The 12,725-nt window shown below is 71.9% G+C and carries 9 protein-coding genes; 6 read left to right on the top strand and 3 right to left on the bottom strand.

Annotation, left to right across the window (positions count from 1 at the left end):
* Positions 1 to 10 precede the first annotated feature (10 nt).
* From moaC to lexA, 3 genes are all read left to right on the top strand, one after another.
* A complete protein-coding gene (gene moaC / locus E1J50_RS26760; protein ID WP_132257354.1) occupies positions 11 to 496 on the top strand; it encodes a cyclic pyranopterin monophosphate synthase MoaC in 486 nt (161 codons plus the stop codon).
* The gene (locus E1J50_RS26755) at positions 493 to 1,722 is read left to right on the top strand and encodes a molybdopterin molybdotransferase MoeA (protein ID WP_132257351.1); all 1,230 of its coding nucleotides are present in this window, start codon (positions 493 to 495) and stop codon (positions 1,720 to 1,722) included. The genes moaC and E1J50_RS26755 overlap by 4 nt, the downstream gene beginning before the upstream one ends.
* 113 nt (positions 1,723 to 1,835) lie before the next feature.
* Positions 1,836 to 2,558 (top strand): transcriptional repressor LexA, encoded by a 723-nt coding sequence (gene lexA, locus E1J50_RS26750; RefSeq protein ID WP_132257349.1) that lies wholly within the window; start codon positions 1,836 to 1,838, stop codon positions 2,556 to 2,558.
* Here the strand turns inward: lexA and E1J50_RS26745 are convergent.
* Positions 2,552 to 4,810 (bottom strand): ComEC/Rec2 family competence protein, encoded by a 2,259-nt coding sequence (locus E1J50_RS26745; RefSeq protein ID WP_132257346.1) that lies wholly within the window; start codon positions 4,808 to 4,810, stop codon positions 2,552 to 2,554. The two genes, lexA and E1J50_RS26745, sit on opposite strands and share 7 nt — an antisense overlap.
* Positions 4,811 to 4,967: 157 nt before the next feature.
* Between E1J50_RS26745 and gltX the strand changes: the two genes are divergently transcribed.
* The 3 genes from gltX to E1J50_RS26730 all read left to right on the top strand — a co-directional run bounded on the left by gltX (position 4,968) and on the right by E1J50_RS26730 (position 10,702).
* A complete protein-coding gene (gene gltX / locus E1J50_RS26740) occupies positions 4,968 to 6,395 on the top strand; it encodes a glutamate--tRNA ligase (protein WP_132257343.1) in 1,428 nt (475 codons plus the stop codon).
* A gap of 216 nt (positions 6,396 to 6,611) precedes the next feature.
* Positions 6,612 to 7,901 (top strand): citrate synthase, encoded by a 1,290-nt coding sequence (gene gltA / locus E1J50_RS26735; RefSeq protein ID WP_132257341.1) that lies wholly within the window; start codon positions 6,612 to 6,614, stop codon positions 7,899 to 7,901.
* Positions 7,902 to 8,323: 422 nt separating this feature from the next.
* Entirely contained in the window at positions 8,324 to 10,702 is a 2,379-nt protein-coding gene (locus E1J50_RS26730; protein WP_132257339.1) for a putative bifunctional diguanylate cyclase/phosphodiesterase, read from the top strand.
* Here the strand turns inward: E1J50_RS26730 and lpxB are convergent.
* Both lpxB and E1J50_RS26720 read right to left on the bottom strand, forming a co-directional pair.
* Positions 10,690 to 11,847, bottom strand: a complete 1,158-nt coding sequence (gene lpxB, locus E1J50_RS26725; protein ID WP_245516775.1) for a lipid-A-disaccharide synthase — start codon at positions 11,845 to 11,847, stop codon at positions 10,690 to 10,692. The two genes, E1J50_RS26730 and lpxB, sit on opposite strands and share 13 nt — an antisense overlap.
* Entirely contained in the window at positions 11,844 to 12,725 is an 882-nt protein-coding gene (locus E1J50_RS26720; protein ID WP_132257334.1) for an LpxI family protein, read from the bottom strand. The genes lpxB and E1J50_RS26720 overlap by 4 nt, the downstream gene beginning before the upstream one ends.

Here is a 12,725-nt window from a genome sequence, read left to right as displayed (position 1 = left end):
GGACCCGCGGATGACCGGCCTCACCCATCTCGACGCGACCGGCGCGGCCAACCTGGTCGACGTCACCGACAAGGCCGCGACCACCCGCACGGCGCTGGCGGAAGGGGCCGTGGTGATGCTTCCCGAGACGCTCAGGCTCATCCGGGAGGGGGACGCGAAGAAGGGCGACGTGATCGGCACCGCGCGCCTTGCCGGCATCATGGCGGCCAAGCGCACGCACGAGTTGATCCCGCTCTGCCATCCCCTCCTGCTCTCGAAGGTCCACGTGACCTGCGAGGTCGATGAAGCGCTCCCCGGCCTTCGGCTCACCGCGGAGGTGCGCGTGCAGGGTCCGACCGGCGTCGAGATGGAAGCGCTGACCGCGGTCTCGATCGCCTGCCTCACCGTCTACGACATGGTGAAGGCGGTCGATCGCGGCATGCGCATCGAGGGCATCCGGCTGCTCGCCAAGGATGGCGGCCGCTCGGGCAGCTATCGCGCGGAAGCCGGCGCGTGAGCGGCCTCCTGCCCGTGGCGGAGGCGCTGGGGCGCATCCTCTCCAGCGTGTCCCGGCCCGTCGAGGCGGAGCGCCTCGGGATCGCCGCCGCAGCCGGGCGGACGCTCGCGGAACCGGTCGCCGCGCTGCGCACGCAGCCGCCCTTCCCGGCCTCCGCGATGGACGGCTACGCCGTGCGCGGCGCCGACCTCGCCGGCATCCCCGCCCGGCTGCGGCTCGTCGGCACGAGCGCCGCCGGACATGGCTATGCCGGCCGGGTCGGCCCCGGCGAGGCCGTGCGCATCTTCACCGGCGCGCCCGTGCCGGAGGGAGCCGACGCGATCCTGATCCAGGAGAACGCGGAGGCCGAGGGCGACACGGTGACCGCGCGGGAAGGCGTATCCGCGGGCCGCTTCGTCCGGCCCGCCGGACTCGATTTCCGGGAAGGCGATGCGCTCCTGCAGGCGGGCGAGAGCCTCGACGCGCGCCGGCTCGCGCTCGCCGCCGCGGCCGGCCACGCGGAGGTCGCCGTGCGACGCCGTCCCCGGGTCGCGATCCTCGCCACCGGCGACGAATTGGTGGCGCCGGGGGCGCCGGCCGCCTGGGACCAGATCGTCGCCTCGAACGCGCTCGCGCTCGCCGCCCTCGCCCGCGCGGCCGGCGCGGACCCGATCGACCTCGGCATCGCGGGCGACAGCCTGCCGGCGCTGGAGGACGCGATCCGCCGGGCCCGCGAGGTGCGGGCCGACCTCTTCGTCACCCTCGGCGGCGCGTCGGTCGGCGACCACGACCTCGTGCAATCGGCGCTCGCCCGCGAGGGGCTCGAACTCGGCTTCTGGCGCGTCGCGCTGCGACCCGGCAAGCCGCTGATGCATGGCCGGCTCGGCGAGATGCTGGTCATCGGCCTGCCGGGCAACCCGGTCTCGGCCATCGTCTGCGGGATGCTCTTCGTGGTCCCGGCGATCCGCGCGCTCGTCGGAGATCCGCGGGCGGGTACCGACCGCGACGAGCCGGCGACGCTCGGCCGCGATCTGCCGGCGAATGACGGCCGGGCCGACTACATGCGGGCCTGCCTCGACACGGCGCCCGATCGTCTGCCGGTCGCGCATCCCGAGGCGCGGCAGGATTCCTCGATGCTCTCGGTGCTCGGCCAAGCCGAGGCCCTTCTCGTGCGCCCGCCGCACGCGCCGGCCGCGAAGGCTGGCGAATCCTGCCGCATCCTGCGTCTCGACCGCTCGATCCTCTGATCTCGATCAGTATCGCCAAGCTGCGCTTGCGGAACACTTGCGGAACGTTTAACGTGTTCGCGCTTTGTTTCCGCGACCGCCTGCCGCGTCGCCCCGAGAGATGAGACTGCCCCATGCTGACGCGTAAACAGCTGGATCTGCTCCGCTTCATCCAGCAGCGGATGCGCGAGAGCGGCGTCCCGCCGTCTTTCGATGAGATGAAGGATGCCCTCGATCTCAAGTCGAAATCCGGCATCCACCGCCTCATCACGGCGCTTGAGGAGCGCGGCTTCCTGCGCCGCCTGCCGAACCGGGCACGGGCGATCGAGGTGATCCGCATGCCCGAGAGCCTCGGCCAGCCGGCCGGGTCGGGCAGCGAGGTGCGCCGCTTCACGCCGAGCGTCGTCGAGGGCGGCCGCACGCGGGCGCCGGCCGCGAAGCTGCCGACGACGCAGGCGACCGACGAGAACGGCCGCGCCATGTCGATCCCCGTGATGGGGCGGATCGCGGCGGGCACGCCGATCTCGGCGATCCAGAACCAGAGCGCGTCGATCACCCTGTCGCCGGATTTCCTGGCGGGCGGCGAGCATTACGCGCTCGAAGTGCGCGGCGACTCGATGATCGAGGCCGGCATCCTCGACGGCGACCTCGTGGTGATCCGCAAGCAGGATACGGCCAACACGGGCGACATCATCGTGGCCCTCATCGACGACGAGGAGGCGACGCTCAAGCGCCTGCGCCGCCGGGGCTCCTCGATCGCCCTCGAAGCCGCGAACCCGTCCTACGAGACCCGCGTGCTCGGTCCCGACCGGGTCCGCATCCAGGGACGCCTCGTCAGCCTCGTGCGCCGCTACTGAAGCGATTCGGGGCCCGTCTCCGCAGACGCGGCACCCTCCTCCGGAGCGGCCTCGTCAGGGCTTGCCCGAGCGGTCGGAGAGCCCGGAATCTGCAGGGCGCGCGGCGCGGCGGCCGGGCGCCAGGGCGAGGATCCACCGAGACCGCGGGCCGTCGAGACGACCGGGCCTGAACCGGTGAGGCGGATCGCTATGGCGCCCGACCGTGCGAGATAGGCGCGGTCGATGACGAGCCCCGCCGCGCAGCCCGGCGGGGCGGCTTGCGACGTGATGACGATGTCGGCGCGCGCGCAATCCTCGGCGAGCGCGCGCTTGTCACGCGCCAGCGCGATTCGGCGCCCGTCGAAGGCCCGCAGGGTGCAGCCGAGCCGGTCGCAGCGTCCCCCTTCCCCGGCCTCCGACGCCTTCCGCGCATCGCCGTCCGCCTTCATCCACTGCTCGAGGACGAAGGAGGAGGGCCGGCCGAGAGCGACGAGACGGCCCTCCTCGCCCCGCACAGCCGCGCCCCTCCCCTCGCGATCGATGAAGATGTCCTGGCGCTCGGGCGATGCGGCCAGGAGGAGGCCGAGGCCGAGCGGCACCACGCACAGGCATCGCAGGCGCGAGGCGGGTAGGACCGCGACGAGGAGGCCGGCGGCCAGCAGCGCGAGAGCGCCCGTGCCGAAGGCCGGCACCCCGACATTCGCCTGCCCGAAACCGCCGATCCAGCCCGAGATCGCGAGCATGCCGCGCACCGCCTGCCCCATCAGCCACCAGACCGGCTGATCGAGCGCGAACGGGTAGGCGAGGATCCCGAGCACCGCGGCCGGCATCACCACGAGGGACACGAGCGGCAGCGTGAGGGCGTTGCCGACGAGGCCGAAGGGCTGGATCGTCTGGAAATGGTAGGTCGCGAAGGGGGCTGTGGCGATCTGCGCCACGAGCGTCGTCAGCAAGGTGCCGATCACGGCGCCCGCGGCCAGGGCGACGGACCGCCCGACCGGCCCGGCGCCCTCGCGCCGGAAGAGGCGCCCGTCGATGAAGCGGGCGCAGGCGATCAGGCCGGCCACCGCCCCGAACGACATCTGGAAGCTCGGGCCGAGCAACGCCTCGGGCTCGCGGGCGAGCGCCACGAGGGCGGCGAGCGCGAGGTTGCGCATGCTCAGGGCCGGGCGGTCGACGAGGATCGCGCCGAGCATGATCAGGGTCATGATCAGAGCCCGCTCGGCGGCGACGTCCCAACCGGAGAAGGCACAATAGGCGGTGACGCCCACCATCGCGAAGCCGGACGCGATCTTCTTGATCGGCCACAGCAGGGCGCAATGCGGCACGAGCGCCAGCGCGGAGCGCACCAGCCAGAAGACGACGCCGGCCGCGAGCACCATGTGCAGGCCGGAGATCGAGACGACGTGGTAGATGCCCGCCGCCCGCAGCACGTCGTTGGTCTCCGGTGCGATGAGGCCGCGCTTGCCCGTCACCAGCGCCGCGGCCACGGCGCCGGCCTGCCCCCCGTTCGCGTCGGTGATGCGCCGCGTGAGCGCGTTGCGCGCGTCGTCGATGCCGGCCGCGAGGCGAAGCGCGAGAGGCAGGGGCTCGGGCGGTGACCTCACCTCGATTGTCCCGACGAGGGAGCCCACGGCGCCGATGCCGCGGAAATAGGCGTCGCGCCCGAAATCGTAGCCGCCGGGACGCGCCGGCTCGGGCGGCGGCAGGAGGCGCGCCTTGGCCGCGATGAAATCGCCGGGCTTCAGGGCCTGCCGGGTCCGGTAGGTCACGCGCACCCGCAAGGGGCGCGCTTCGGGCGCCAGGGTTCCGAAGCTCGTGAGGCGCACCACGAGGCGCGCGCCCTCCTCCCGCTCGTCGAGGGCCTCGATCAGCCCCGTGAGGGGCGCGATGGTGGTCCGCGCGAGGATCGGGCCGGAAACGCGGGCGACGCGCCACGCCGCCGCCCCGAAGCCGAGGAAGGCGGCGGCGAGCGCGAGCGTCAGCGCGAGCGCGGCGGGCCTCGCACCGAGGACGGGCGTCAGCGCAAGGCACAGGCCGGCGGCGATGGGCGCGGCGGCGAGCGCCGGCTCGCCGTCGGTGAGAGCGAAATAGACGAGGATGCCCGTCCCGAAGGCGACCGCGAGCCAGGGAAATAGGCGCCGTTGCCCCGCCTCCTGCGCCAGCTCCGCGCCCACCCAGCCGCCGAGTGCCGGTACCCACAGGCCAGGAGCGAGCAGGCGCCCAGGCGCGCGGATCGCGACGATCCCCTTCCCTGCCGGCCCCTGTGCCATCCTTTGCCGCACCGTCCGCGCGCGGGATTGGAAAGTCCCTCCCGTGCGACGATTTCTTAACGCGTCCGCCCGCGCATGCTACAGGCCCGCGGCCGGGCCGGTCGATCCTTCCCGCCCGAACGTCGCCCGCCCGTCCACTCGAACATCAGCCGGCCCGATGTCCTCTGCCGTCGTCACGCGTTTCGCACCCTCGCCCACGGGCTACCTGCATATCGGCGGCGCCCGCACGGCCCTGTTCAACTGGCTCTACGCCCGTCGGCACGGCGGCCGGATGCTGCTGCGCATCGAGGACACCGACCGCGAGCGATCGACGCAAGGCGCGATCGACGCGATCCTCGACGGGATGCGCTGGCTCGGCCTCGATTGGGATGGGGACGTGATCTACCAATACGCCCGGGCCGAGCGGCACCGGGAGGTGGCCGAGAGCCTCCTCGCCTCGGGGCGCGCCTATCGCTGCTACGCCACGCCCGAGGAGCTGACGCAGATGCGGGAGAGCGCCCGGGCGGAGGGGCGCCCGCTGCGCTACGACGGGCGCTGGCGCGATCGCGATCCGTCCGAGGCCCCCGAGGGCGTGAAGCCGGTGATCCGGCTGCGGGCTCCGACCGAGGGCGAGACCGTGGTCGAGGACGCGGTGCAGGGCCGCGTCGTCTGGCAGAACCGGGACCTCGACGATCTCGTCCTGCTGCGCTCGGACGGCAACCCGACCTACATGCTGGCCGTCGTCGTCGACGACCACGACATGGGCGTGACCCAGGTGATCCGCGGCGACGACCACCTCACCAATGCCGCCCGCCAGGGCCAGATCTATCAGGCGCTGGGCTGGGACGTGCCGAGCATGGCCCACATCCCGCTGATCCACGGGGCGGACGGCGCCAAGCTCTCGAAGCGCCACGGGGCGCTCGGCGTCGACGCCTACCGGGACCTCGGCTACCTGCCGGCGGCGCTCCGCAACTACCTCGTCCGCCTCGGCTGGAGCCACGGCGACCAGGAGGTGTTCTCGACGGAGGAGATGGTCGCGGCCTTCGATCTCAAGGCGATCGGGCGCTCGCCCGCGCGCTTCGACTTCGCCAAGCTCGAGAACCTGAACGGCCTCTACATCCGCGGCTCGGACGATGCGGCCCTCGTCGACGCGGTCGAGACCATCGTGCCGAGCGTCGGCGCCGAGCGCGGTCTCGCGGCCCCGCTCCCGCCGGACCTGCGCCAGCGCCTCACCGCGGCGATGCCGGGGCTGAAGGAGCGGGCCAAGACGCTCGTCGATCTCCTCGACAGCGCCTACTACCTCTACGCGCAGCGACCGCTCGTCCTCGATGAGAAGGCGAAGGCGCTGCTCGGCGAGGACGGAAGCGCGCGCCTCGCCGCCGTCTTGCCGGCGCTGGAGGCGCTGACTGAGTGGAATGCCGCGGCGACCGAGGGCGCCGTGCGCGCCTTCGCGGAGGCCCAGGGGCTGAAGCTCGGCCAGATTGCACAGCCTCTGCGGGCTGCTCTCACGGGCCGCACAACTTCACCGCCGCTCTTCGACGTGATGGCCGTGCTCGGGCGCGACGAGAGCCTCGGGCGGCTGCGGGATCGGCTTTCGGACGCCTGAACGCCGCGCCTGCGGCATACGGGCTTCGGCCCGGTTTTCGCTTGCCGTTCCCCGGCGGATGTCACCCGCCCCGTTGATGGCGCTCGGCTGATCCGCTAACCCGATGGTCCTGTGAGCAACTGCAGCAATGCTGCGGTTCCGCACCGAACCCGGGCCTCCGGCTCAGCCGACGCCCGGGGCGGCGCCGCCCCGTTGCCAGGAAAGGTCCACGCCTCCATGAGCGCATCCAGCACGATCACCGTGGACGACAAGCAGATCGAGTTGCCGGTCAAGACCGGGACGATCGGGCCGAGCGTCATCGATATCGGCAAGCTTCACGCGAAGACCGGTGTCTTCACCTTCGATCCGGGCTTCACCTCGACCGCCTCCTGCGAGTCGAAGATCACCTATATCGACGGCGACGCCGGCGTGCTGCTCTATCGCGGCTACCCGATCGAGCAGCTCGCCGAGCACGGCGACTTCCTCGAGACCTGCTATCTGATGCTGTTCGGCGAGCTGCCGACGCCCTCGCAGAAGGCCGATTTCGATTACCGGGTCACGCGCCACACCATGGTGCACGACCAGATGAACCGCTTCTTCCAGGGGTTCCGCCGCGACGCCCACCCGATGGCGGTGATGGTGGCCTGCGTCGGCGCGCTCTCGGCCTTCTACCACGACTCGACCGACATCTCGGACGAGAAGCAGCGCATGGTCGCCTCCATGCGCATGATCGCCAAGATGCCGACGCTGGCGGCGATGGCCTACAAATACTCGATCGGTCAGCCCTTCGTGTATCCGAAGAACGAGCTCGACTACACCTCGAACTTCCTGCGGATGTGCTTCGCGGTCCCGTGCGAGGAGTATCAGATCAACCCGATCTTCGCCCGCGCGCTGGACCGGATCTTCATCCTCCATGCCGACCACGAGCAGAACGCCTCGACCTCGACCGTTCGTCTCGCCGGCTCCTCGGGCGCCAACCCCTTCGCCTGCATCGCGGCCGGCATCGCCTGCCTCTGGGGGCCGGCCCATGGCGGCGCCAACGAGGCGGCGCTCAAGATGCTCATGGAGATCGGCACGCCGGACCGCGTGAAGCAGTACGTCGACAAGGCGAAGGACAAGAATGATCCCTTCCGCCTGATGGGCTTCGGGCACCGCGTCTACAAGAACTACGATCCCCGCGCGCGGATCATGCAGAAGACCACCCACGAGGTGCTCGGCGAGCTCGGCCTCAAGGACGATCCGCTGCTCGAAGTGGCGATGGAACTGGAGCAGATCGCCCTCAAGGACGAGTACTTCATCGAGAAGAAGCTCTACCCGAACATCGATTTCTACTCGGGCATCACCCTCAAGGCGATGGGCTTCCCGACCGACATGTTCACGGTGCTGTTCGCGCTGGCCCGCACCGTGGGCTGGATCGCCCAGTGGGCCGAGATGATCGAGGACCCGTCCCAGAAGATCGGCCGGCCGCGCCAGCTCTATATCGGGCCGGAGCAGCGGGAATACGTGCCGATCAACAGCCGCGGCTGAAGCCCGGTCGGCAGGACGGAACAGGGGGCGCTTCGGCGCCCCTTTTTTCTTGAGGAGTCCGGGTGACGGCTCCATTGGAGGTGACGGCCGACCTTCGCCCCGCTGCCGATCTTGTGCAACCTGCGATAAGCGCAGAACCGCAAGATCTATCACAGATAATCTGCGCCGATCCTCAACTCATCGTCCGAATGTTGTCGAAATCTTCAGATGAGCGCCGGTATCAATATTTCCCGGACCTACGGTGCCGCGCCCCGCTTTGAACGGCGTCGGCCGCCCCTCGGTCCGGTGAGGCGGGCCGGGTACGGGGCAGCGCGTGATCGAACCGGGATCGCGGCCGTGCCGGGCTCCGAAGGACGAGGCGCGCATGAGGTCCTGTCACGTCACCGTGGTGAGCGCTGATCGCCGGCGGGCGCTGGCCTGACATGGGCGGGCGCGCGACCGTGATGGGCCGGATCCGGGCCGCGGCCGCCCCGCGCGGCCGCGGGGCTCCGGGCGGGCCGCAAGGCCGCTACCGGCTCGACGTGCAGGGCGCCCTCATCAACGAGACGCTGCAGGTCGCGAATTACTCGGCAGCGGCCCACATCGTCGCGGTCCTGGCCGTCGCGGCCATGTTGTGGTCCGCCGTCAGCCACACCTACCTGATCTGCCTCGTCGGCGCGATCGTCCTCCTGGTCGGCGCCACATTCGGCTCGACGATGGCGTTCCGGAACACGTTCCGCCGCGACGTCTCCGAGGCGAAGGTTCGCTGCGCGTACCGGGTCTCCCAGGCCCTCGCGGTGGGGATCGGGTCCGCCTGGGGCTCCATGCCGGCCTATCTGATGGGGCATCCGGACAGCAGCACGCGTTACATCGCGATCGCGACGACCGCCGGCCTGATCTCCGATGCCTACGGCGTCGGGCCGATCTTCTCGGTCTCCCTGGCCCTCGTCCTGCCGATCGTCGCCGGCGCCTATATCGGCCTCTTCGGCTTCGAGCCGCCGACCGGCGCCTACCTCTCGGTCATGCTCACGGTCTACGCGGCCTTCGTGATCGCGATCACGTGGCGCACGAGCCTGCTCTCCTATCAGCGCCTGCTCGATCGGGTCGTGGTGCAGGACCAGAGCCAGACGATCGGCCTTCTCCTCAACGAGTTCGAGGAGGGCGCCAGCGACTGGCTCTGGGAAACGGACGCGCAGGGTCGGCTGCGGCACGTGCCGGCCCGCATGGCCGCCGCCCTGTCGCGGCCCCTCGCGACCCTGCCGGGGCTGCCGCTGGAGGATCTGCTCGCCAGCCACGTCATCCCCGGCCCCGGGGCCGGGGCGGCCGAGGAGTTGCGGGCCGCGATCGCGCGGCAGGTGCCCTTCCAATCCGTGACGCTGCATCTCCGGACGGATGAGGGGCCGCGGCACTGGACGATCAACGGCAAGCCGTTCCTCGATCGCGACGGCCTCTTCGCCGGCTACCGCATCGTCGGATCGGACACGACCCGGAGCCGCGAAGCCGAGGCCCGCATCGGCTACCTCGCCACGCACGATCCGCTGACCGGGCTGGCCAACCGCGCGGCCTTCCAGGAGGCGCTGACGGCGGCCTGCGGCGCCGGCGCCGAGCCGCACGCGCTGCTCTACCTCGACCTCGACGGCTTCAAGGCCGTGAACGACAGTGCCGGGCACAGCACCGGCGACCGGCTGCTGGAGGAGGTCGCCGGCCGCCTCACCGGCCTCGCCGCAGGTCGGGCTCGGGTGTACCGGCTCGGCGGCGACGAGTTCGCCCTCCTACTTCCTGACGCCGATGCGGACGCGCCGCTGCGGCTTGCGGCCCGCATCGTCGCCGAGATCGGGCGCCCGTACCGGATCGACGCGCGGCACGTCGAGATCGGCGTCAGCGTCGGGATCGCCTGGACGTCGCCGGACGCTCAGGATCCGGCCAAGCTGCTGCACCGTGCCGACCTCGCCCTCTACAGCGCGAAGAACGGCGGCCGCGGGTGCTGGCGCGCCTTCGAGCCCGCTCTGGAGGCGCGGATGGAGCGCCGCCGCCGGCTCGACGTCGAGATGCGCCGAGCCCTGCAGGACGGCGAACTGGAGTTGCACTACCAGCCCTTGGTCAATCTCGAGAATGGGCGCGTCGCCGGCTTCGAGGCATTGCTGCGCTGGTTCCGGGCGGATGAGGGATTCGTGGCGCCGGGCGAGATCATCCCGATCGCGGAATCGACGGGCTTCATCGTCGAGATCGGGCAATGGGCCCTGCGCCGGGCTTGTTCGGACGCGATCGGCTGGGACGGCCTCCGCGTTGCCGTCAACATCTCGCCGCTTCACGTCCGGATGCCGGGCTTCCATGCGGACGTCGCCGCCGCGCTGGCGGATACGGGCCTCGCGCCGCATCGCCTGGAGATCGAGATCACCGAATCGATCCTGCTCGACCAGGAGACCGTCGTGCTCGAGAATCTGGCGCGCCTGCGCGATCTCGGCGTGCGGGTCGCCCTCGACGATTTCGGCACCGGCTATTCCAGCCTCAGCTACCTGACGCTGTTCGCCTTCGACAAGATCAAGATCGACCGCTCCGTCGTGCGCGATCTCGATACGCGGCCGGAGCGGACGGCGCTGGTCGAGGCCATGACGGGGATGGCGCGCGCCTTCTCGATGGACGTGACCGTCGAGGGCGTCGAGACCGAGGAGCAGTGCGAGATCCTGCGCCGGAAGCGCTGCGACACGGCGCAGGGCTTCCTCTACAGCGGCGCCCGGCCGGCCCGGGAGATCCCGGCGCTGATCCGCAGCCTGGAGGCGCGGATCGCGGGAGACGGCGCGCCCAGCATTCAGGCCGCCTGACCGGCCCGCACGGCGAGGACGAGGCGGGCGGCTTCGTGGCTCGGCGCCGCCCCGCCGGGCAGCCGCATCCGGTCGTCGAGGCGCTCCAAAGCCGCGATCTGGCGCCCGCGCTCCGGGCCGTCGCACAGGAGCGGCAGCAGAGCCGCGGCAAGGGTCTCCGCCCGGCACGCCGCCTGCACATATTCGGGCATCGCGTTCTCGCCGAGGATCAGGTTCGGCAGCACGATCGTCGGCACCTGGATCAGGCGGCGGGCGATCACCTCCTCGATGCGCGAGACCTTGTAGGCCACCACCATCGGGACGCCGGCGAGGGCGAGTTCGAGGGTCACCGTGCCGGAGGCCGCGAGCGCCGCGCGCGCCTGCCGGAAGACCGCGTGCTTGCCCGCCTCCCCGTGCACGAGCCGGACCGGAACCTCCCAGGCCGTCGCGAGGCGCTCGATGAGGGCTCGGTGGCGGCTCACCGCCGGCAGCAGCGCCTCGACCGGCCCGCCTGCCTCGGCGATCAGCGCGAGCGTCCGGCCGAAGACCGGCATCAGCCGCTCGATCTCCGAGCGGCGCGAGCCCGGCAGCACGGCGAGCCGCCAGGGCGCGCGCGCCCGCTGCTCCCGCTCCGCCGGCTCCGGTCGCAGCTCGTCCAGCCGCTCGATCAGCGGGTGGCCGACATAGGTGCAGGCCGGCCCGCCGAGGCGGCGATGCGCCTCGGGCTCGAAGGGCAGGAGGGCGAGCACGTGATCGATGAAGGGGCGCATCTTCGCGGCCCGCCACGGGCGCCACGCCCAGACGCTCGGCGAGACGTAGTCGACGATCGGCAGGTCGGGCCGGCGCTGGCGGACGCGACGGGCCACCGCGTGGGTGAAGCCGGGGCTGTCGATGATGACGAGCACGTCGGGCGCGGCCGCCACCACGTCGTCCACTGTCTCACGGATGCGGCGCAGCAGCGTGCGGGCGCGCGCGAGAACGGGCAGGTAGCCCATCACCGCGACGTCGTCGATCGGGAAGAGCGAGGCGAAGCCCTCCGCCTCCATCGCCTCGCCGCCGACGCCGCCGAACCGGATCGGCTCCGGCGCGAGGGTGCGCAGGGCCCGGATCAGCTTGGCCCCGAGCTGATCGCCCGAATCCTCGCCCGCTACCAGCCAGATCTTCACCGGGCGCCGTCCAGTCCGATCAGGAACAGGCCGAGGCGGTCGGCGGCCGCGACCGTCTCGGCCCGGTCGATGACGAGGGTGCGCCCCGCCTGGATGGCGAGACCGGAGCATCCCGCGGACGACGCGTTGCGGATCGTGCGGGGGCCGATCGCGGGCAGGTCGATCCGCAGATCCTGGCCGAGCTTGGCGAGCTTGACGAGGATCGTCGCGGGAAGGGGCCGGCCGAGCCCGAACGGCTTGCGGATGACGGCGCGGGCGCGGGCGAGCATGCGGTCGGTTCCTTCCGGCCCCTCCACCGCGACAACGCGGTCGGCCGCGACGACGGCCGCCTGACCGACATCGAAGGGCGAGAGGGCCTCGATCAGGGCGCGGCCGGTCGCGATCGAGGCGCGGGCCGCCTCGTCGGGCCCGAACCGCCCGAGGCGGCCTTCCGGGCTGAGGAGGTCCGGCGCGACCTCGTGCACGCCGAGCACGCGGTGGCCGTTCTCCTCCAGCAGCGCGAGCACCGCGCGCAGCAGCCGGTCGTCCCCGCCGCCCGCGATGGCGCGCAGGGCATCGCGGTTGCGCACGGCCGCCGCCGCGTTGAAGATCGCGGCCGGGCTCGGCCGCGCGACGCCGCCGGCCGGCACGATCGCCGCCGGCCCCCATTCCTTCAGGATCCTGAGGGTGCCGGCAATGTCGAGGAGGTCGACCGTGGCGTCGGCCCGCGCCCGCAGCCGCCGGTCGGTGAAGCCGCGCACGCTCAGCACCTTGAAGGGACGCGCGGTCCGCTCCAGCGAATCCGCCACCAGTTCCGGCAGCCGCCCCGCGCCCGCGATCAGGACGAGGCAGCCCGCCTGCGCCGCCGCGCCGGCAGCCTGCGCGCGGTCGGCGGCCAT

This window comes from Methylobacterium segetis, assembly GCF_004348265.1.
Lineage (GTDB): Bacteria > Pseudomonadota > Alphaproteobacteria > Rhizobiales > Beijerinckiaceae > Methylobacterium > Methylobacterium segetis.
Note: the sequence above shows the minus strand (reverse complement) of the source record. Positions and strands in the feature narration are given on the sequence as shown.